The following is a 21112-nucleotide window of genomic DNA, read 5'->3' as shown; positions in this document are numbered from 1 at the left end:
CTTGATGTCGCCATAAGTGGGCTGGCGCAGACCATCGGATTTCCTTGCAAGTTTGTCAAATTAAATATTCATTGCCGTCATTTTGTGAAAAATTCATACGGATAAATATGTTATATTTCATATAGATATTGATATTGATTACGTCAAAAATAGCAAGTTTCCATACTTTNCAAACTTGACAACTTTATGATTTTTGTGATTTTCGTAGCTGTAAGAGGAGACCGTGATGACGCCTGAGCAGATTGCAACCGTCATGACCGGCAAAGTTGAAGCTGCCGGAAAAGGACGACATGAGGCCGTGCTGGCCTCGCCGATGATTCAGAACCACGCATCCTTCCTGCACCTGACCGATGATGGCGCGCTCATCTGCGCTTGGTTTGGCGGTACGCTGGAGGGAAAATCGGATATTTCCATCTTCGCGTCGGTTCTGGCAGCGGGGTCCAATAAATGGGGCGAGCCGCAGCGGCTGAGTTTCGATCCTGATCATTCCGAGCAGAACCCGGTGCTGTTTGCAGCGCCCGGCAACACGCTGTTGCTGTTCCATACGTCGCAGCCATCAGGCAATCAGGATGAATGCTGTATCCGGATGGCGGAGGTTTCGCGCCACGCCTCGGACCCGACCAGACTGACGGCGGGTGAGGGACGTTATCTCGACCTGCCGCGTGGCTGCTTCGTTCGTGCGCCACTGATAGTTCGGGCGGACGGCGCATGGCTTTTGCCGATCTTCCGTTGCATCCAGCGTCCGGGCCAGAAATGGAACGGCAGCCATGACCGCGCTGCGGTCGGCATTTCCGAAGATGGCGGCAAGACCTGGCGTCTGGAGGATATCGACCAGTCCACAGGCTGCGTGCATATGAGTCCCTTGGTGATTGGCGACGAAAAGCTGGCTGCGGTGTTCCGCCGTCGTCAGGCCGATTTCGTCTATCGCACGGAAAGTGCCGATGGCGGTCGCACATGGTCGGCGCCCCAGGCGACCGATGTGCCCAACAACAATTCGTCCATTGCCGCGATCCGTTTAAACGATGGCCGTATCGCGATGATCTGCAATCCAACCAATGCCGCCGTGTCGAGCGACCGCCGCGCCTCACTCTATGATGAGTTGGGCGAGGATGACGACCGGCCTGATGCCAACCCCGATGGTGGCTGCGTGCCGATCTGGGGTGTGCCGCGTGCACCAATCACGGTCTGCATTTCAGAAGATGGCGCAAAAAGCTTTCCGCAGCGGATCACCATCGAAGATGGTCCCGGTACCTGCCTTTCGAATAACTCCATTGACGGTCACAACAAGGAAATGTCCTATCCGTGGCTGCTTGAGGGAGCCGATGGCAGTCTCCACATAGCCTACACCTATTATCGGCGCGCTATCAAATATGTTCGTCTGGCTCCGGGCTGGGCACGTGCGGAAGACGGGAGATAAATCATGAGCAATATCATTGGTATCACCATGGGTGACCCCTGCGGTGTCGGACCGGAAATCACGGTGCGGGCGCTGGCCGAAATGGATGAGGCGGATCGCGCCGCCACGCGCATCTACGGTAACCTGCCAACACTGGAAGCGGCACGCAAGGCGCTGAATGTCGATATTGATCTGGCGCCCTATGTGGTCGATCTGCCGATCGAAGGTGCGCCGTTGGCCTGGGGTCAACTGTCGCCTGTTGCCGGTGATGCGGCTTTCCGCTTTATCGAAAAAGCAGTGCGCGATGCTGAGGCTGGATCGATCGGCTGCATCGTGACTGCGCCGATCAACAAGGAGGCGCTTAATCTTGCTGGCCACCACTATGATGGCCACACCGGCATGCTGCGCAGCCTGACCAAATCAGCCGCGGCCTATATGCTGCTGGCCTCGGAAAAACTGAAGGTCATCCATGTTTCCACCCATGTGTCATTGCAGGAAGCAATCCGTCGCGCCACGACCGAGCGGGTTCTGGCGACCATCAAGGCTGGCAACGACCACCTGAAACGCACCGGTTACGAGCGCCCGCGCATTGCGGTTGCCGGGATTAACCCGCATTGCGGTGAAAACGGCCTTTTCGGCACGGAGGATGACGATCAGATCGCGCCCGCCGTTGCCGCCGCTCGCGCCGAAGGCATTGATGCTTATGGTCCGATTTCCGCCGACACGGTGTTCCACCGCGCCTATTCCGGTGGCTTCGATCTCGTCGTAGCACAGTATCACGATCAGGGGCATATCCCGATCAAGCTTGTCGCCTTCGATACGGCGGTGAACGTTTCCGTGGATCTCACCATCGACCGCACCTCTGTCGATCACGGAACGGCCTTCGACATCGCTGGCAAGGGCATCGCCAATCACGGCAACATGCTGTCCGCCATTGCATACGCCCGCAAGCTCGTGGCTGGCGGCGCTTCCAAGGGAGCGCAGGCATGACGAGCACTCCCATCATCACCCTGCATCAGCCAAAGCGGCTGATCGTCGGTGCCGGAACAATCGGCGACGTCGCCAACTGGGTCGGAGAGGTCTCCTCGACGCTGGTCATTGCCTCGCCGATCACCGGCAGCTTCGTTGACCGTATGAAACTGCCTGGCAAAGTCGCCTTGTTCGACGCCATTCCGGGCGAGCCTGAGATATCCACGCTCGATGCAGCGCTGGCAGCGGCACGCGTGGCCAAACCTGATCTCGTCATCGGTCTCGGCGGCGGTTCGGTGATGGATGTGGCCAAGCTGGTCGCCGCCCTGTGGGATGGCGAACAGACGCTTGCCGATGTCGCAGGCCCTAACAAAGTGGCGGGCCGCCGAACCCGGCTGGCGCAGATTGCCACCACGGCTGGCACCGGCTCGGAAGCGGGCATCCGCTCGCTGATCACCGATCCAGTCAAGGGCAACAAGATCGCGGTCGAAAGCCCGCATCTGATTGCCGATCTCGCCGTGCTCGATCCCGAACTGACCTATTCGGTACCTCCTGCGGTAACGGCCGCAACGGGCGTGGATGCCATGGCGCATTGCGTCGAATCCTTCACCAGCAAACGCTCGCATCCGATGATCGATGGCTTTGCCCGCATGGGGTTTCACCTCGTCGGTAAATTTCTGGGTCGCGCGGTGCGTGACGGGTCGGATCGGGAAGCACGCGAAGGGTTGATGCTGGCTTCCTATTACGGCGGGATCTGCCTTGGACCCGTCAACACGGCGGCAGGTCATGCCATCGCCTATCCGCTTGGAACGCTGCTGCACCTCCCACACGGATTGGCCAATGCAATCGTGTTCCCGCATGTGCTTGCTTTCAATCAGCCCGTCGTTTCGGCCAAAACGGCGGAAGTTGCCGAAGCGCTCGGTCTTGGGGCTGGTCTGTCGCAGACACAGTTGCAAGACAGCGCTCGTGGCTTCTGTTCCGATCTCGGGATCGAGATGTCACTTGCGAAACATGGTGCGACCGAGGCTGATTTGTCGCGCTACGCTGCCGATGCGCATGCCATCCGTCGTTTGATGGACAATAATCCGGCAGATATGAGCGTCGATGACGTCCTCGACGTCTACAAGGCCAGTTTCTAAGCAACGTCAGTACAGCAGGAAAAGGCAGCGCATATGTGCTGCCTTTTTGGTTTGATCGGCCTATTTCTGCGAGGCTTGAAAAAGCCGTCCGCGCGATCCCTGAAGATGCTCGAACATTAGCCTTCTCGCATCGTCCTCTTGGCCATCGGCAATTGCTTTGGCAATAGCCTCATGTTCAGCGAAGACACGGGTCAGGCCTGTGGCTTCACGACGGATAGACGCACCGTGGAATTTCATGCCGACCGCAATGTGGTCTTTCAGTGCTTCCATTGCAGTGGAGAAATAAGTGTTCTGGGCAGCGCGGGCTATGGCCAGGTGAAACTGAAAGTCGGCGTCCTCACGGTGCGATTGCCTATTCGTGGCATCGCGGAGCAGTTCAAGTGCCTGCCTGATGGCTTTCAGGCTGTCGGCGTCATGGCGGCTGGCTGCTGCCGCTGCTGCTGCAGGCTCAAGCGTCAGGCGAAACTCGTAGCAATTCAACAGATCGGCGACATTTTCCAACTGGCCGAAGCCAAGTGGCTGCCGAAGTCCGACGGAGCGCACAAAACTACCCGCGCNGCGGCGCGAATAGATCAGGCCCTGATCGCGCAGACGCTTGAGCGCTTCGCGAATAACAGGGCGCGAGACCTCAAACTCAGCGGCGAGTTCGTGTTCGGTGGGCAGACGTTCGTCAGAATTATAGGCGCCTGATTTAATAGCGCGCAGCATGCGCTCGAACACGATGTCGGCAAGGCCTTTACGAGCGATTCCGGCTTCCAGTCCCATATATCAACTTGCCTTTCGCAGAACCATGTCTGCAACTATCTTGAGGGTATCTGGATGCCCGAACCCGCCTGATTTGGCAATGATGGTGCGCCCATTTGCCGAGGCGACGCCGAGCCCCGGCAGGCATTCACCGTGCAGATGAAGCCGTGACACACCAAGGCTGCGCATAACGGCATCAGCCGTGGCGCCACCCGAAAGAAGCAACGTGTCGAAGTGCCGCGACAGGCTGTCTCTAAGGCTATCGCCAAGAGCCTCTGCGACCGCTAGCGGGTTTACGTCCCGAGTACCCGGTGTTGCTTGTATCAAGGTCAGCGCGACGTCCGGGCCTATCGCATCTTCTGAATGACCATTCGGCGCGGCCACGTAATGCAAGTTCATGGCAGAGCGAAGTGCGTCTATCTGGACAAGTGTAATCGGATCGCGTGAACCAATGACAAATGTAGCGCGGCCGGCGGGGATCATCACCAGTTGCGAAGACGCGCCCTTGGTCATGCGGCAGGCAAGGGCATCGGCAAGGCCGCGCGCGCCGATCAAAAGGTCTATGCCATCGCGTTCGGCGGCAGCGAGCGCCTCTTCCATGTCGGCCTGCGTCCCCGTGTCAGGCGCATTGATACGGGCGAAATGCGAACCGAAGCGATCTGCTATCGATATCGGCTTTTCAATACCGTGACCTGTGACGTGACCTGCCTCGACAATACGGTCGAACGCCGGAATAGCGGGTGCGGCGAGTGCGCGGGAGTAGGGGATAGCATCGAGTTCAGCAACAATATTACCCTTAAGTCGCGAGTCGACCTTCTTGAACAGGCGCGTCCCGGTCGGCAACAAACGAATTGCGGCCGCGGTTGCTATCCTTGCATCGTCGGCGCCGATCTCACGGGTGTTAAGATTTATCGAAATCACATCCGGCTTATCTGCGACGATGTCGGGAACAGTCTTTAAATCCAGCGCGATGTATGCATGAAGGCCACGCGAAGCGAAAGGGGCTGCCGAATCAAGCGCGCCGGTCAAATCGTCCGCAAGAATGGCCAACATAATTTTTACCTTATAAAGTTGTTATCTTTATAATTGCAAAAANCGCTTTATTGTCAATCATTCATCACGATATCCGAACAAATCATGTTGCAGGCTCCGTATCGCTGAATGACTGCCAGCGCTCGCCGTTATTGGTGTAGAATATCCAAGTTGAGCGGAGGTCCTCTGCTGAGGATAGTTACAGAAGTTGTCTGCCCACTTTGCAGGATGTGGCGTATCAACGATCGCATGTCGTGTAGCACATTGAATCTGTCGCAATCCCTGCCACATCTGATGTCTCACTCTGGTCTTCTGAATGGGATGCGTATGCCCATCAATGTGCATGGGAAGAAGTGAAGATCAAACATTGTCAGAGGAGTGGCGAGGTTTGGTCAAGCCAGTTGATCATCGTGACCGCAGCATCGACAAGGAGGAGATTGAAATGAGCAGGAACCGTGGCGTCGTTTATCTGAAGCCGGGAAAAGTGGAAGTCCGCGATATCGATGATCCGAAGCTTGAGGCGCCCGATGGTCGCCGTATCGAGCACGGCGTCATCCTTAAGGTTATTTCGACCAATATCTGCGGATCTGACCAGCACATGGTCCGCGGTCGCACCACCGCGATGCCGGGCCTTGTTCTTGGCCACGAGATTACCGGCGAGGTGATCGAGAAGGGCCTCGACGTCGAGATGCTCGAGATCGGTGACATCGTTTCGGTTCCCTTCAACGTCGCATGCGGGCGATGCCGTTGCTGCAAGTCCCAGGACACCGGTGTTTGCCTGACCGTTAATCCGTCGCGGGCTGGCGGTGCGTATGGCTATGTCGATATGGGCGGCTGGATCGGCGGGCAGGCCCGCTATGTCACCATCCCCTATGCGGATTTCAATCTTCTGAAATTTCCCGACCGCGATCGGGCAATGTCGAAGATACGTGATCTTACCATGCTTTCCGATATCCTGCCGACTGGCTTCCATGGCGCAGTCAAAGCAGGTGTCGGGGTCGGGTCAACCGTCTATGTCGCTGGTGCTGGCCCCGTTGGTCTTGCCGCCGCAGCGTCTGCACGCATCCTCGGTGCTGCGGTTGTTATGATTGGCGATTTCAACAAGGATCGCCTTGCGCATGCAGCCAAGGTCGGTTTCGAGCCTATCGACTTGTCGCAGAGCGACCGTTTGGGCGACATGATCGCGCAGGTGGTCGGTACAAACGAGGTGGATAGCGCGATCGATGCCGTTGGCTTCGAGGCCCGAGGACACGGTGGCGGTGAGCAGCCGGCTATCGTGCTGAACCAGATGATGGAAATCACGAGAGCTGCTGGCTCTATCGGAATTCCCGGCCTTTACGTCACCGAAGATCCAGGCGCCGTGGACGCCGCTGCCAAGCAGGGAAGCTTGTCGCTACGCTTTGGCCTTGGCTGGGCGAAGGCACAGTCGTTCCATACCGGTCAGACGCCAGTCCTCAAGTACAATCGTCAACTGATGCAAGCCATACTGCACGACCGTCTTCCGATTGCCGACATCGTCAACGCCAAGATCATCCCGCTGGATGAGGCCGCACAGGGGTATGACAGTTTCGATCAGGGAGCGGCGACCAAATATGTGCTTGATCCTCATGGGGACCTGATCAAGGCCGCCTGAGACTCGCACCGTCTCGATTGAGTTCTCAAAGCACCCGGTATCACTTTTGATACCGGGTGCTTTNCCCGATCAACGTTCGTCATTCAGTGAAAGACAGACCTTCGGATTGACCCAGTACTGACTGTGGTTTCGTGCACAAAGAACTTTACTGGGATCACTTGGCGCATGCAAAGCGAAGTGGGTTCTGTCGTGGCGATATAGCACAGCAACGAAAAGGTGGTTGATGTCTGGACGTTGTTTATCGTCGGTCTCCGACATCGCATGCGCGTGCCGACTCGAATCCATTAGCGCAGAGTTAAGCGAATTCTCTGCACATCGCCACAAGGTCATCCCAAAGACTTTCTGCGAAGCCTCTGAGTACCATGAGTTCAAAGGCGAACATGCTGGTCCTTGTCATATGCGTGGCGATGTGTCCCATCAAGGTGACGGTTGCACTGCCAACTGGAAAGCTGGTTGGGGCCAGATCGACCGATGTTCCCTTGCTGAGAACGCGCTCGACCATTGTGCCTTGCACAAGAATACGCACACGGCCAGCACTTTGATCGACGCCGTAAATATCCGCGCCTAGTCCTGTGAAGAGCGCTTCGATTTCCCTCTGGGTCTTGGGGTGGTCGCCAACAATAAACCATTGGCCCGGCCCAGCTGCGCGCACGGCGTTTGGCTGGCGTTCTGAAAGAGAGGCCAGCTGGGTCTCAGCGTTGGTGGTACCTGGTTTNCCCATGACGAGAATGACGTGACCTTCAGGAAGCACCTCCATTGAGATACGTTCACCAACTATCGGCTTGCGATCTGCAAGTGCTGGCTTTGAGACGAGGCGAAAGTCAGACATGAAGCTTCTCGTTTTTNGGATCGACAAAGACAGGGTTGCACAGGCGTCCGGGTGTGAATTCGTTGCGGATACCGTTCCAGATCATCACCTCCTCGCCGTGGCGCTTAGAACCGCGCTTAACGAGTGCAAGGCCGATCGTGCATCCTACATGCGGAGAGAACGCGCTGGAGGTGACATAACCCTGGTCATTTNCAAGCGTTGCAGCTGCATTCTCTTCCAGAATGTGTGAGCCGCTGCGGAATGATGTATTCGGATCAAGCGGGATAACGCCGACGAGCTCCGGTCGCTCCGGTGATGTGAGGCCNTCGCGCTCGACCATTGCCTTGCCGATGAAATCCGCCTTGGTGGAGGAGACCATTTTGCCGAAACCGAGATCGGCAGGCACCACCGTTCCATTAATTTCATTGTGGGTGACATGGCCTTTTTCGATACGCAACACACTCAGCGCCTCGACGCCATATGGCTGGATACCATGTTCGCCACCTGCTTCCATCAGCGCATCTGCCACACTTTCACCGTAACCTGCCGGGACGGCGAGTTCGAACGCCAGTTCACCTGAGAAGGAAATCCGGAACAAGCGCCCGTGAAGCTGGCCGCTAAACAGAGACACGTCCCGTGCACCCAAGAACGGGAAAGCGTCGTTGGAAATGTCTTCATCGACAATGGTCTGGAGAATGAGACGGGCTTTGGGTCCGGCGATGGCCATTTGCGCCCACTGGTCCGTCGATGACGCCAAGTGGACGTCGAGGTTTGGCCAGAGGGCTTGTGCGCAGAATTCAAGGTGGTTCATGACGCCGGCGGCGTAAGCGGTGGTGGTCGTCATGAAAAAGCGTTCTTCCGAAAGACGGCTTGTCGTGCCATCATCATAGATCACGCCGTCTTCGCGCAGCATGAGGCCATAGCGTGCTTTGCCAACTGGTAGCTTCAGGAAGGCATTCGAATAGACACGGTTGAGGAATTCCGCCGCATCCTTGCCGCAGATCTCAATCTTGCCCAGCATGGACACATCACACAAGCCAGCGTTCAGGCGCACATTACGCACTTCGCGATCGACGCTTTCCCGCCAGGTCGTTTCACCATGGCGCGGGAACCAGGAAGAGCGGTACCACAAACCTGTCTCGACAAAGGTTGCACCATTCTTCTTCGCCCAGCCATGCAACGGCGATTTGCGCACGGGCTGAAAATGTTCGCCATGGTACACGCCGGTTAGCGCGCCGAATGATACCGGCGTGTAGAACGGCCTGAATGTTGTCGTGCCAACCTCTGCCGGGGAGACACCCTGGGCTTCAGCCAGAAGGCCGATGGCGTTGACGTTTGAAAGCTTACCCTGATCCGTCGCCATACCGTTGGTGGTATAACGCTTGGCCAGTTCCACATGGCCGTAACCTTCCTGAACGGCGAGGCCCAAATCCTTGCGGTGCACATCGTTCTGATAATCGACGAAGGCTTTGCCTTTGATGCCGGGAATGTTCCAGACGGGTTTGGCCGCAGGCGAAACGGTATCGCCTTCGATTGTGCCGAATGATACGGGTGACGTCTTGAAGCCGAGTTCCTCGACAAGTGAAGCTGCGCGATTTGTGCCCTCTTCAAAGCAAGCGGCGATGCCGGCAGTGGTGGCGACGGCACCTGCAAGCTCAATACCTTTCAGGCCCTGCGGTGCGAGAAAGGCTGGCTGTTGGTCCGACCAGATAGGTTTGCCGCCACGATGGCAGGCGAGATGGATAATGGGCGAAAANCCACCTGACATAGCCAACGCGTCCACCTTGATCGTCTCTGCGATGCCATTCTTGAAAACACTGATGGAGGAAAGTGCCTTGCCGCCATGGGCATCGGACACATAGGCACCCTTGATGAGACGCGCTTTGCCCGCATAGGCACAGTGTCCCTCCGGCCTTGAATCGATGATAGCGACGGGCAAAATTCCGCACGTTTCAAGATCATTCGCCAGCGCGTAGCCGCTGTCATTGGTGGTGAAGATCGCGATCTCTTTGCCGGGCGCAACACCATAGCGGTTGAGATAGGTGCGCATGGCTGTCGCCATCATCACGCCGGGTGTATCGTTGCCGCCAAAGACCAGCGGGCGTTCCTCCGCACCGCTGACAAGTAGGGCTTTTTTCGTAACGATGCGCCAGAGGCGCTCTATGGGCAACGCTGGATTCGGAAAAGAGATATGCTTCTGAACCCGTTCCACCGCGCCGAAGACGTTGCCGTCATACCAGCCGAAGGCCGTTGTGCGTGTGAGAACCTGAACGTTGGGCAGCGAATTGAGTTCGTCCATAGATTGCTTAACGAAGGTGGGCGCTGCCGCATTGCCAATTGTGGCAGTTTCAGACAGAAGCGAGCCGCCAGCCAAGGAATGCTCGTCTACCAGAATGACGCGCGCTCCGGAGCGACCGGCGGTCAGCGCCGCCGCGATGCCTGTGGGACCGGAGCCGATAATCAGTAGATCGCAATGGGCCCAGCATTTCTCGTATGTGTCCGGGTCTGCTTCGTACGTTGCTTTTCCCAAGCCCGCCGCCTTGCGGATGAAGGGTTCGTAGAGCTTTNCCCAAAGTGGCGCTGGCCACATGAACGTCTTGTAGTAGAAACCTGCACCGAGGAAAGGTGAGAGCAGACTGTTCAACGCGCCGATGTCGTAGTCAAGCGATGGCCAGCGGCTTTGGCTTTTAGCTTCCAGTCCTTGATAAAGTTCCTGCATCGTGGCGCGGGTGTTGGCTTCGGTACGACCGCCGCGACCGATTGTCATCAACGCATTCGGCTCTGCGGACCNTGCCGTCAGGATGCCGCGTGGGCGGTGATATTTGAAACTGCGGCCAACCAGTTGCCGCCCGTTGGCCAGCAGGGCAGAGGCGAGGCTATCGCCTTCGAGACCCAGCATGCGCTTGCCGTCGAAGGTAAACGACACGGTGGTCTGGCGGTCGATCAGCCCGCCGGTCTGCAAACGATAGGATGTCATGGGCGGATATCCGTTGCCTGGGCGAGTGCCACGTCGCGGCTATTTNCGATGTCATGGGTCGCCGTGTTACGCGTTACCACCAGCCAGCGGCGGCAGCCTGATGTGTGGTGCCAGTACTCCTCATAAGCACCACGCGGGTTGTCGCGTAAATAGACGTAATCCATCCACACATCCGTTCCGGCATCTGGGGCCGGGCGGGCAAGGGCTGCACCCTTGATGGTGAATTCTTCCTTGGGTCTTGCACCGCAATGCGGGCAGGGGACGAGACTGGCCATATCAGGCTATTCCTTGTGCTGCACTGTCAGTGAAGATTGGGCTGGGCACCCTGGCCTTTTTCATCCAGCATGAAACCGCGGGCGAAACGATCCAGCCGGAACGCCGTGGCTGTTTCCTGCGGGGTTCCGCGCGCCAGAAGATGGGCGAAACAGAACCCGGAAGCTGGTGTCGCCTTGAACCCGCCATAGCACCAGCCCGCATTGAGATAGAGATTATCGAGATGCGTGCGGTCGATGATCGGTGATCCATCCATCGACATATCCATGATGCCGCCCCAGGACCGCAGAACGCGCACGCGCGAAAGAGACGGGATCATGGCTTTTCCGGCTTCCGCCACATGTTCCACGGTCGCCAGATTGCCGCGCTGGGCATAGGAATTGTAGCCATCGATATCGCCACCGAAAACGAGGCCGCCCTTGTCGGACTGCGATACGTAGAAGTGGCCAGCACCAAAGGTCACGACGCCATTGATGAACGGCTTCAGCCCTTCGGAGACGAACGCCTGAAGCACATGGCTCTCAATCGGAAGCTTTAGTCCCGCCATTTCAGCCACGCGGGATGAGTTGCCAGCGGCCGCAAGGCCCAACTTGCCGCAGCCGATAAAGCCCTTCGTGGTTTCGACGCCGGTGACTTTGCCATTTTCGCGGCGGATACCGGTGACTTCGCAATTCTGGATGATGTCGACACCGCGCATGTCGGCCCNGCGGGCATAGCCCCAGGCGACCGCATCGTGGCGTACCGTGCCACCACGCTTTTGCAGCAGGCCGCCCTGTATCGGGAATCGGGCGTTATTATAATCGAGAAAAGGCAGCATCTTTTGCACCGCCGCCTTGTCCAGCAGATCGGCGTCGACACCGTGTAGCCGCATGGCATTGCCACGTCTGGTATAGGCATCGCGCTGCGCGTCCGAATGGAACAGGTTCAACACGCCGCGTTGGCTGACCATTGCGTTGAAATTGAAATCCTGCTCGAGACCTTCCCAAAGCTTCATCGATAACTCGTAGAACGGGTTGTTGCCTTGCAGCAGGTAGTTGGAGCGAATGATCGTGGTGTTGCGCCCGACATTGCCAGAGCCGATATAGCCCTTTTCCAGAACCGCGACATTGGTGATGCCGAATTCCTTGGCAAGATAATAGGCTGTCGCCAGACCATGCCCGCCGCCGCCAACGATGACGACGTCGTAATGCGGTTTCGGTTCCGGTTGCCGCCACGCGGGCGACCATGTCTTGTTGCCGCGAAGTCCGTTTAAAAACAGGGAAAGAGCCGAATAACGCATGTGATTGCCGCATCTCTCGAAAATGTTGCCGCAAGTGTAGGCTCCGATTACCAATACGGATTGCACAAANGAGACGTTTTCAGATAGATATAGGCCATGTCACGGTCTGATACTCCCACGCTGCAACGCATCGGTTTCGTATTGATGCCGAATTTCGCGCTGATGTCCTTCGCATCCGCAACCGAACCTTTACGAGCCGCTAATTTGATCGCAGCATTAACGCTCTACGAGCCAATAGCCTTGTCTGCCAACGGGCAACCCGTGCACTGTTCATCAGGTCTAAGTGTCGAATGTCATGATCTGATGGCGCATGGCAGTGCCTGTCACACGGTGTTCGTTTGCGCGGGTGGTGACCGTGCGGATTGGGACGATCGTGGTGGTCTCTATGCCGCTTTGCGAAAGCTTGCGCGGCAAGGCGTACGGATCGGGGCAATTTCCAGCGGTGCGTATGTTCTGGCCGCTGCCGGTTTGCTGGAAAACCGCGATTTTACAATTCACTGGGAACACGCGGGCGTCTTCAAAGAGGCGTTCCCACATCTTAACCCGCGTCAAGCGCGTTACTTCATCGATGGCGACAGGGTCACCTGCGGCGGCGGCATCGCGCCTCTCGATATGATGCATGCCATGATTTCACAACGTATGGGCTCGCATTTTGCGCGCCGGGTCAGCGACTGGTATCTGCATACGGCCATTGCCGAACCAGGTGCGCCACAGCGTGGATCGACAGCGCAACGCTTCGGCACCCACCATCCTGCCTTGTTGACCGTGCTGGAAAAANTGGAAGCGACCATCGAGCAACCTATGGACCGCGCTACGCTTGCGCAATTGGCAGGCGTCAGCGTCCGTCATCTTGACAGGCTCTTCACCGAACATCTTGGCAAAAGCTTTCTGGAAACCTATCGCCTCATTCGCCTGCGTCATGCCCAGAACCTGTTGGAGCAAAGCGCTCTTTCCATTTCGGAAATCGCCTTCGCTACCGGCTTTTCGAGTGCTAGCCATTTATCGCGTGCTTGCAAAGATGTGCTCGGCAAATCACCGGGTGCTTTTCGTTTGAAGTTTCCTGCTGATTAATGGAATATTCCTCTCAGGATAATTTCGAGAGGTGAATATGGCGAAAATCGAAGCGAATGATGATTCAGGAGCGGCGTTGTCACAGGACCCGCACGCCGTAAAAGAGCCACGCGGAAACAATCTTGAAATGGCAATAGGCCACGAGGTGCGTACCTATCGCAAGAAGCTCGGCATCACAGTGACAGATCTTGCCGCCGCAACAGGCGTGTCTGTCGGCATGCTGTCCAAGATCGAAAACGGCAATATCTCGCCATCGCTGACAACGCTTCAGACGCTGTCTCGCGCGCTCGGTGTACCGCTGACGGCATTTTTNCGCGGCTTCGAAGAAGCGCGCAGTGCGACTTTTGTAAAGGCAGGCGAAGGCGTTAATCTGGAGCGGCGCGGCACGCGTGCGGGCCATCAATACAGCCTGTTGGGCCATATCGATAACAACAGCAGCGGCGTCACCGTCGAACCCTATCTGATCACGCTGACGACGGATTCGGATGTCTTTCCTACGTTCCAGCACGAGGGCATGGAGTTTCTCTACATGCTGGAGGGAGAGGTGGTCTATCGCCACTCGGAAAGTCTCTACGCCATGCAACCCGGCGATAGCCTGTTCTTCGATGCCGACGCGCCGCATGGCCCGGAACAGCTTGTGAAACTGCCCGCGCGTTACATCTCAATCATTTCCTATCCGCAGAACAAAGCGAAATAAATTGCCTTAGAAGAAAATATTATTCTTCATAGTTGATATGTGAAATGCTCTATGCTAGCAATTCCTCCATCGAAGAATGGAGACGCTGGCCATGTGTGGTATTGTTGGATTGTTTCTGAAAGACAAAAGCCTCGAGCCGCAGCTTGGGGAATTGCTGTCGGATATGCTCATCACCATGACGGACCGTGGGCCGGACTCAGCTGGCATCGCGATCTATGGCGCACCGGCATCTGGCAAGGCCAAGGTGACGTTGCAGTCAGCGCAGCCGGATGTGGATTTTGGCGGTCTGGACGCCGATCTTGCCGCGGCTGGCATTGATGCCACGGTTATCGTGAAGAGCACCCACGCTGTGGTCGAGATTGCCGCCGCCAAACTTTCATCCGTCCGCTCAGTGCTGTCTGAAATACGGCCTAATATCCGCATCATGGGTTCTGGTGATAGTGTCGAAATCTATAAGGAAACCGGTCTGCCGAAGGATGTTGTTGCTCGCTTCGACGTGCGCTCCATGGGCGGGACGCATGGTATCGGCCACACCCGCATGGCGACCGAATCTGCCGTCACTACGCTTGGCGCGCATCCGTTTTCGACCGGTGCTGACCAGTGCCTGGTGCACAATGGTTCGCTGTCCAACCACAACAATCTGCGCCGCGAGCTGGTGCGTGAAGGCATGACTTTCGAGACGCAGAACGACTCGGAAGTTGCCGCCGCGTACCTGACGGCAGAAATGGCCAAGGGCAAGGATCTGGGTGAGGCGCTGACCGGTGCTCTGGAGGATCTGGATGGTTTCTTCACCTTCGTCGTCGGCACCAAATCCGGCTTCGGTGTTGTGCGAGATCCCATCGCCTGCAAGCCTGCGGTCATGGCCGAGACGGATCAATATGTCGCCTTCGGTTCGGAATATCGCGCACTGGTCAATCTGCCGGGCATCGAAACCGCGCGCGTCTGGGAGCCGGAACCGGCCACCGTCTATTTCTGGGATCACGACAAGGCCGCCTGAGACAAGCCCATATCGAGAAAGTTCACACCATGCCAGTTTTCGATCTCTCCACCACGCCCTTGCGTGAACTCAACAGTGCGCTGCATGCCTTGTCCAAAGGCGCGAATGACACAGAATTTGAAGTCATCAATCCGCGTGGCAGCCATTCGGTCGCTGTTGGTATCGACGCACCCGTCACCGTCGAAGTGCGTGGTTCGGTCGGTTATTATTGCGCCGGTATGAATGATGGCGGCACCGTCACCGTTCATGGCTCTGCTGGTCCCGGCGTTGCCGAAAATATGATGTCCGGCACTGTCATCATCGAAGGCGATGCCAGCCAATATGCCGGGGCCACGGGTCGTGGCGGTCTCTTGGTCATAAAGGGCAATGCGGCGTCGCGTTGCGCCATTTCGATGAAAGGCATCGATATCGTCGTGCACGGGAATGTTGGCCATATGTCAGCCTTCATGGGTCAGTCAGGCAACCTCGTCGTTCTTGGCGATGCGGGCGATGCGCTGGGCGACAGCCTGTATGAGGCCAAGCTCTTTGTGCGCGGTACCGTCAAGAGCCTTGGGTCCGATTGCATCGAAAAGCAGATGAAGCCCAAGCATCTGGCGAAGCTGGCGGAGCTTTTGGAAAAGGCTGGTGTCACAGATGTGAAGCCCGAAGAGTTCAAACGGTATGGCTCTGCCCGCACGCTCTACAATTTCAACATCGATAACGCCGACGCGTATTAAGGCGAGGGACATTTCATGAGCTATCACAATCCCCACACCCCGCCGCGCAAATCCGCGACATTCGATGATGCGACGCTGGCCGAAATCCGCCGTGCCGCCGCCACCGGCATCTATGATATCCGGGGAGGTGGCACCAAGCGGAAGGTTCCGCACTTCGATGATCTGCTGTTTCTCGGGGCCTCGATCTCGCGCTATCCGCTCGAAGGTTACCGCGAAAAATGCGATACCTCCGTCGTTCTCGGCACGCGTTTTGCCAAGAAGCCAATCCACCTGAAANCACCCATCACCATCGCTGGCATGTCCTTCGGCGCTCTCTCGGGTAATGCCAAGGAAGCGCTGGGTCGCGGCGCGACGCTGGCGGGCACATCCACCACCACGGGCGATGGCGGCATGACGGATGAGGAGCGCGGTCACAGCCAGACGCTGGTCTACCAGTATCTGCCATCGCGTTACGGCATGAACCCGAAGGATTTGCGCCGCGCCGATGCTATTGAAGTGGTGGTCGGCCAAGGTGCTAAACCGGGCGGCGGCGGCATGCTTCTGGGTCAGAAGATTTCCGACCGTGTCGCCAATATGCGCAACCTGCCGAAGGGCATCGACCAGCGCTCGGCCTGCCGTCACCCGGATTGGACCGGCCCGGACGATCTGGAAATCAAAATACTCGAACTGCGCGAAATCACCGATTGGGAAAAGCCGATCTACATCAAGGTCGGCGGCGCTCGCCCTTATTACGACACAGCCCTCGCCGTCAAAGCCGGTGCCGATGTGGTGGTGCTGGATGGTATGCAGGGCGGCACGGCTGCAACGCAGGATGTGTTCATCGAAAATGTCGNCATGCCGACACTTGCCTGTATTCGCCCTGCCGTTCAGGCGCTTCAAGATCTGGGTATGCACCGCAAGGTGCAACTGATTGTTTCAGGCGGCATCCGCTCCGGTGCGGATGTGGCGAAAGCTCTGGCGCTGGGTGCAGATGCGGTTGCCATCGGAACGGCTGCACTTGTGGCGCTGGGTGATAATGACCCGAAGTGGGAAGAAGAATACCAGAAGCTTGGCACCACGGCTGGCGCGTATGATGACTGGCACGAAGGCAAAGACCCGGCTGGCATCACCACGCAGGATCCGGAACTTGCTGCGCGTCTGGAGCCTATCGCTGCCGGTCGGCGTCTTGCCAACTATCTCAAGGTCATGACGCTGGAAGCCCAGACAATCGCGCGCGCCTGCGGCAAGAACCATCTGCATAATCTGGAGCCGGAAGACCTCTGCGCGCTGACCATGGAAGCCGCCGCAATGGCGCAAATTCCGTTGGCTGGCACCAACTGGTACCCTGGCAAGGGTGGCTTTTAAGCCCCCTTACGCAATAGCAGGCCGCGTTTGGGAGGATGCGGCTTGTTGACGATGAGTGTCTGATATCCAAAANGGGGAACAAAGTGACACTGGATCTCTCGCAATATGCCTCCGAAANCGGCGTCAAATATTTTATGATCAGTTTTACCGACCTCTTCGGTGGCCAGCGGGCAAAGCTGGTTCCGGCCGAAGCCATTGCCGATATGCAGGAAAACGGTGCCGGTTTTGCGGGTTTTGCCACCTGGCTTGATCTGACGCCCGCCCATCCCGATCTTTNCGCCGTTCCAGATCCATCCTCCGTCATCCAACTGCCGTGGAAAAANGACGTTGCCTGGGTCGCTGCCGATTGTGTGATGGAAGACAAGCCGGTCGAACAGGCCCCGCGCGTTCTCTTGAAGAAACTGATCGCAGAAGCGGCTGGAAAAGGGCTGCGCGTTAAAACCGGCGTCGAACCTGAATTCTTCCTGATTTCGCAGGATGGCTCGAAANTATCAGACGAGTTCGATACCGCAGAAAAGCCTTGCTACGACCAACAGGCGGTGATGCGCCGCTATGATGTCATCGCCGAAATCTGCGATTACATGCTGGAGCTTGGCTGGAAGCCCTACCAGAACGACCATGAGGATGCCAACGGCCAGTTCGAGATGAACTGGGAATATGACGACGCGCTTCAAACCGCCGATAAGCATTCCTTCTTCAAGTTCATGGTCAAATCCGTTGCCGAAAAACACGGGTTGCGCGCCACCTTCATGCCCAAGCCCTTCAAAGGCCTGACCGGCAATGGCTGCCACGCCCATATCTCTGTGTGGGATACGGATGGCAAGGTCAACGCATTCGCTGACAAGGGGATGGATTTCGGCCTCTCGGCGCAGGGCCGCACGTTCCTCGGCGGGATCATGAAACACGCGTCTGCTTTGGCGGCTGTCACCAATCCCACCGTCAATTCCTACAAGCGCATCAATGCACCGCGCACGATCTCGGGGGCGACATGGGCACCGAACACGGTGACCTGGACAGGTAATAACCGCACCCACATGGTGCGCGTGCCGGGTCCTGGTCGTTTCGAACTTCGTCTGCCGGATGGCGCGGTCAATCCTTATCTGTTGCAGGCAATCATCATTGCCGCAGGCCTGTCCGGCATTCGCACCAGCGCCGATCCCGGGCCGCATCACAACATCGATATGTACCGCGACGGTCATACGATTACCGATGCGCCCAAGTTGCCTTTGAACCTGCTGGACGCCCTTCGCGAATACGAGAAGGACACCGAGTTGCAGCAGGCCATGGGAACAGAGTTCTCGAGCGCTTATCTGAAACTCAAACAGGGCGAGTGGAATACATATTGTTCCCAGTTCACATCATGGGAACATGACACGACGCTGGATGTCTAGGTGCCGCCTTATAGCTCAGCCCCGCGCTATCGTCCGGGGCTTTTTATCGCCTTTCCAAAAGAGATCGCCCGATGACGAAATTCATTCTGACAGTCACCTGCACATCGACACGCGGTATTGTTGCAGCACTGTCCGGTTATCTGGCGAAGCTCGGTTGCAACATCATTGACAGCTCCCAGTTCGATGATCTGGATACAAATCGCTTCTTCATGCGCATCAGTTTTTNGTCGCAGACCGGCGCCACTCTCAAGCAACTCGCTGAAGGCTTGAAGCCGATCTCGCAAGAGTTTCAGATGGATGCAGAGATCCACGACGCGACGCAGCGTATGAAAGTGTTGTTGATGGTCTCGCGCTTCGGCCATTGCCTCAACGATCTGCTATACCGCTGGAAGATCGGTGCACTGCCGATAGATATTGTCGGTGTCGTGTCCAACCATTTTGACTACCAGAAAGTCGTGGTCAATCACGATATTCCTTTCTACCATATTCCCGTGACAAAGGAGAACAAGCCGCAAGCCGAAGCAAAGATCATGGATCTGGTGGAAAGCACCGGCACCGAACTGATCGTGCTGGCACGTTACATGCAGATCCTCTCGGACCGCATGTGCACCGAAATGTCCGGCAAGATCATCAACATCCACCATTCCTTCCTGCCCAGCTTCAAGGGCGCAAACCCCTACAAGCAGGCGTATCAACGCGGCGTAAAGCTGATTGGTGCGACAGCGCATTACGTAACTGCCGATCTAGATGAGGGNCCGATCATCGAGCAGGATACGGTGCGCGTTACCCACGCGCAAAGCCCTGATGATTATGTGTCGCTTGGCCGGGATGTGGAGGCGCAGGTGCTGGCGCGTGCCATTCATGCGCATATTCACCGTCGTACCTTCATCAATGGCAACCGAACCATCGTCTTTCCCCCGAGCCCTGGCTCCTATGCTTCAGAGCGTATGGGGTAGCCCGCGGCTCTGTACACATGTCTGAGGGAGTTGCAAAACAGATGTCCCGCCGATATGTATTTGGTACGCCATAATATTATGCTGCCTATCTGAGTCGCTATTTAGCAATTCGGTTGTGCGTCAGAAGGCGTCTCAGTACAGGGAGCGGGTAATGAATACGATTTNGCAGGGCTCGACAATCAAGGTGGAGCGTCCGGCAAAAACGTTGCGCGAACTAGCACTCGAGAAGGTACGGGAAGCTATCGTCAGCGGTCACTTCCGTCCGGGGGATCGTTTGGTGGAGCGTGATCTCTGCGCCCAGCTTGGCGTCAGCAGAACCATCGTGCGCGAAGTCTTGCGACATCTGGAATCCGAAGGGCTGGTTGCCAACCTTCCAAACAAAGGGCCGATCGTCGCGCAACTGGACCTGAACGAGGCGCGTCAAATCTATGAAATCCGCGGTGCGCTGGAAGGCATGGCCGCACGTTTGTGCGCCGAACGTAACGACCCCGCCATCGTCGCTGCGCTGGAAAAATCGCTGCACGGCATCCGCCAGTCTTATCATGACAAGGACATGCAGGGCGTTCTCACGCATACATCTGCATTCTATCAGACACTGTTCAGCAGTGTGGAGCGCACGGTGGCGTGGGGCATCGTCAATCTGCTGACGGTCCGTATCAACCATCTGCGCTCAATGACAATTAAGACGGAGAGCCGCAATATCGATGGCCCCGCGCAGATGGAAAAGATCATCGAGGCCATCCGCAAGGGTGATGGAGAGGCGGCTTACCAGGCAGCAATGAAGCATGTTGCCAGCGCATCGGCCATTGCCGAAGCTGTCCTTTCCGCGCAGTCACCCGTTCCTCGCGTATAATCTCCTCGTCCGTTCAATTCAGATAAGCTTACCAAACGCATTTTTACGCGCGACGCCGAGATGCGACCGGTGACGTGTGTGTCCACGTTTCCGGCTTATGTTATCCCTTTAAGCAGTTGATTTAATTCGATTAAATAATGATCTACTGACGATCATATATCGTTGGCAGAAAGTCTATTGACAGCTCTATATTATGGCATACCATAACCTCATATTCAATTGAGGGCCGAGCATGACCATTCAAATCCGCAAGACGATTTTGCAGGTTGAGACCGCCTTGATCGAGGGTGGGAAGGCGGCGCCGATCCCGTTGAAACTCTATTCCGCCTTCGCCGTCGTGAAGAACCCATGGGCTGGTCGTGGCTTTGTCGAGGACCTGAAACCCGAAATTCACGCACTCGCGCCGGTGCTTGGCGAGTTGTTGACGCGCATGATTATCGACGCTGTTGGTTCGGGCGAAGCGGTAGAAGGTTACGGCAAGGCGGCGGTTGTTGGTCTCGATGGTGAAATCGAACATGCCTCGGCGCTCATTCACACGCTGCGCTTCGGCAATCATTACCGCAATGCAGTCGGGGCCAAATCCTATCTTGCCTTCTGCAACACGCGCGGTCCCGCCAATGCGCCGATCATGATCCCGCTGATGGACAAGAATGATGAGGGTCGTCGCTCCCACTACCTGACTATTCACACCGCCATTCCCGATGCGCCAGCCGCAGACGAGATCGTCGTTGCTCTGGGGGCATCTGTCGGTGGACGCCCGCATCATCGCATCGGAGACCGTTATCAGGATCTGAAAGATCTGGGTAACGATGTCGCCAATCCCGCAGGCGTTTGAGA

General features: G+C 56.9%; 19 protein-coding genes. 13 read left to right on the top strand and 6 right to left on the bottom strand.

What is annotated here, in order from left to right; translation table 11 throughout:
* The first annotated feature begins 226 nt into the window (after window positions 1-226).
* From CUC55_RS06155 to CUC55_RS06145, 3 genes are read left to right on the top strand one after another with little or no spacing between them, the layout of a single operon-like run.
* Window positions 227-1417 (top strand): sialidase family protein, encoded by a 1191-nt coding sequence (locus CUC55_RS06155; protein ID WP_067652373.1) that lies wholly within the window; start codon window positions 227-229, stop codon window positions 1415-1417.
* Window positions 1418-1420: 3 nt separating this feature from the next.
* Window positions 1421-2386, top strand: a complete 966-nt coding sequence (pdxA, locus tag CUC55_RS06150) for a 4-hydroxythreonine-4-phosphate dehydrogenase PdxA (protein WP_067652371.1) — start codon at window positions 1421-1423, stop codon at window positions 2384-2386.
* Entirely contained in the window at window positions 2383-3504 is a 1122-nt protein-coding gene (locus CUC55_RS06145; protein ID WP_067652369.1) for an iron-containing alcohol dehydrogenase, read from the top strand. Before pdxA ends, CUC55_RS06145 begins: the two co-directional genes overlap by 4 nt.
* Before the next feature lie 60 nt (window positions 3505-3564).
* Here the strand turns inward: CUC55_RS06145 and CUC55_RS06140 are convergent, their stop codons facing one another.
* Both CUC55_RS06140 and CUC55_RS06135 read right to left on the bottom strand, forming a co-directional pair.
* A complete protein-coding gene (locus CUC55_RS06140) occupies window positions 3565-4269 on the bottom strand; it encodes a FadR/GntR family transcriptional regulator (RefSeq protein ID WP_103087279.1) in 705 nt (234 codons plus the stop codon).
* 3 nt (window positions 4270-4272) lie between these two features.
* Window positions 4273-5301, bottom strand: coding sequence for a four-carbon acid sugar kinase family protein (locus CUC55_RS06135; RefSeq protein ID WP_067652364.1), 1029 nt, complete (start codon window positions 5299-5301; stop codon window positions 4273-4275).
* A gap of 421 nt (window positions 5302-5722) precedes the next feature.
* Here CUC55_RS06135 and fdhA point away from each other — a divergent pair, with 421 nt between their 5' ends.
* On the top strand, window positions 5723-6913 hold the full coding sequence (gene fdhA, locus CUC55_RS06130; RefSeq protein WP_067652464.1) for a formaldehyde dehydrogenase, glutathione-independent: 1191 nt from the start codon (window positions 5723-5725) through the stop codon (window positions 6911-6913).
* Window positions 6914-7208: 295 nt separating this feature from the next.
* Here fdhA and CUC55_RS06125 read toward each other — a convergent pair whose 3' ends face one another.
* The 4 genes from CUC55_RS06125 to CUC55_RS06110 all read right to left on the bottom strand — a co-directional run bounded on the left by CUC55_RS06125 (window position 7209) and on the right by CUC55_RS06110 (window position 12250).
* Entirely contained in the window at window positions 7209-7634 is a 426-nt protein-coding gene (locus CUC55_RS06125; protein ID WP_425352758.1) for a sarcosine oxidase subunit gamma family protein, read from the bottom strand.
* A 100-nt stretch (window positions 7635-7734) separates the two neighbouring features.
* Window positions 7735-10698, bottom strand: coding sequence for a sarcosine oxidase subunit alpha (locus CUC55_RS06120; RefSeq protein ID WP_103087278.1), 2964 nt, complete (start codon window positions 10696-10698; stop codon window positions 7735-7737).
* Window positions 10695-10973 (bottom strand): sarcosine oxidase subunit delta, encoded by a 279-nt coding sequence (locus CUC55_RS06115; RefSeq protein WP_103087277.1) that lies wholly within the window; start codon window positions 10971-10973, stop codon window positions 10695-10697. Before CUC55_RS06115 ends, CUC55_RS06120 begins: the two co-directional genes overlap by 4 nt.
* Window positions 10974-10999: 26 nt before the next feature.
* On the bottom strand, window positions 11000-12250 hold the full coding sequence (locus CUC55_RS06110) for a sarcosine oxidase subunit beta family protein (RefSeq protein WP_103087276.1): 1251 nt from the start codon (window positions 12248-12250) through the stop codon (window positions 11000-11002).
* A gap of 96 nt (window positions 12251-12346) precedes the next feature.
* Between CUC55_RS06110 and CUC55_RS06105 the strand changes: the two genes are divergently transcribed.
* From CUC55_RS06105 to CUC55_RS06065, 9 genes are all read left to right on the top strand, one after another.
* On the top strand, window positions 12347-13321 hold the full coding sequence (locus CUC55_RS06105) for a GlxA family transcriptional regulator (protein ID WP_103087275.1): 975 nt from the start codon (window positions 12347-12349) through the stop codon (window positions 13319-13321).
* Window positions 13322-13358: 37 nt separating this feature from the next.
* A complete protein-coding gene (locus tag CUC55_RS06100) occupies window positions 13359-14018 on the top strand; it encodes a helix-turn-helix domain-containing protein (protein WP_170063828.1) in 660 nt (219 codons plus the stop codon).
* Between the two features lie 91 nt (window positions 14019-14109).
* Window positions 14110-15015 carry a class II glutamine amidotransferase gene (locus CUC55_RS06095; RefSeq protein ID WP_067652462.1) on the top strand — a complete coding sequence of 302 codons (906 nt, stop codon included), beginning with the start codon at window positions 14110-14112 and terminating at the stop codon, window positions 15013-15015.
* A gap of 29 nt (window positions 15016-15044) precedes the next feature.
* Complete coding sequence (locus CUC55_RS06090) at window positions 15045-15731, top strand: GltB/FmdC/FwdC-like GXGXG domain-containing protein (RefSeq protein WP_067652349.1); 687 nt, start codon at window positions 15045-15047, stop codon at window positions 15729-15731.
* A gap of 15 nt (window positions 15732-15746) precedes the next feature.
* A complete protein-coding gene (locus tag CUC55_RS06085; RefSeq protein WP_103087274.1) occupies window positions 15747-17075 on the top strand; it encodes an FMN-binding glutamate synthase family protein in 1329 nt (442 codons plus the stop codon).
* Window positions 17076-17158: 83 nt separating this feature from the next.
* Window positions 17159-18466: a type III glutamate--ammonia ligase gene (gene glnT, locus CUC55_RS06080; RefSeq protein ID WP_103087273.1), complete on the top strand. Its 1308-nt coding sequence runs from the start codon at window positions 17159-17161 to the stop codon at window positions 18464-18466.
* A gap of 71 nt (window positions 18467-18537) precedes the next feature.
* Window positions 18538-19422 (top strand): formyltetrahydrofolate deformylase, encoded by an 885-nt coding sequence (gene purU, locus CUC55_RS06075; protein WP_103087272.1) that lies wholly within the window; start codon window positions 18538-18540, stop codon window positions 19420-19422.
* A 151-nt stretch (window positions 19423-19573) separates the two neighbouring features.
* The gene (locus tag CUC55_RS06070) at window positions 19574-20275 is read left to right on the top strand and encodes a GntR family transcriptional regulator (RefSeq protein ID WP_103087271.1); all 702 of its coding nucleotides are present in this window, start codon (window positions 19574-19576) and stop codon (window positions 20273-20275) included.
* 232 nt (window positions 20276-20507) lie between these two features.
* The gene (locus tag CUC55_RS06065) at window positions 20508-21110 is read left to right on the top strand and encodes an amino acid synthesis family protein (protein ID WP_067652341.1); all 603 of its coding nucleotides are present in this window, start codon (window positions 20508-20510) and stop codon (window positions 21108-21110) included.
* The last annotated feature ends 2 nt before the right edge of the window (window positions 21111-21112 follow it).

This window comes from Agrobacterium bohemicum (genome assembly GCF_002896715.1).
In the GTDB taxonomy this organism is placed as follows: Bacteria; Pseudomonadota; Alphaproteobacteria; order Rhizobiales; family Rhizobiaceae; genus Agrobacterium; species Agrobacterium bohemicum.
This window is presented reverse-complemented; position numbering and strand designations above follow the sequence as displayed.

What these genes read in the sequence shown, in the direction of transcription:
- CUC55_RS06155 (WP_067652373.1), top strand. Translation starts at nt 227, where the DNA reads ATGACGCCTGAGCAGATTGCAACCGTCATGACCGGCAAAGTTGAAGCT.
- CUC55_RS06145 (WP_067652369.1), top strand. Translation starts at nt 2,383, where the DNA reads ATGACGAGCACTCCCATCATCACCCTGCATCAGCCAAAGCGGCTGATC.
- CUC55_RS06095 (WP_067652462.1), top strand. Translation starts at nt 14,110, where the DNA reads ATGTGTGGTATTGTTGGATTGTTTCTGAAAGACAAAAGCCTCGAGCCG.
- CUC55_RS06090 (WP_067652349.1), top strand. Translation starts at nt 15,045, where the DNA reads ATGCCAGTTTTCGATCTCTCCACCACGCCCTTGCGTGAACTCAACAGT.
- CUC55_RS06065 (WP_067652341.1), top strand. Translation starts at nt 20,508, where the DNA reads ATGACCATTCAAATCCGCAAGACGATTTTGCAGGTTGAGACCGCCTTG.
- CUC55_RS06135 (WP_067652364.1), bottom strand. Translation starts at nt 5,301, where the DNA reads ATGTTGGCCATTCTTGCGGACGATTTGACCGGCGCGCTTGATTCGGCA.
- fdhA (WP_067652464.1), top strand. Translation starts at nt 5,723, where the DNA reads ATGAGCAGGAACCGTGGCGTCGTTTATCTGAAGCCGGGAAAAGTGGAA.
- pdxA (WP_067652371.1), top strand. Translation starts at nt 1,421, where the DNA reads ATGAGCAATATCATTGGTATCACCATGGGTGACCCCTGCGGTGTCGGA.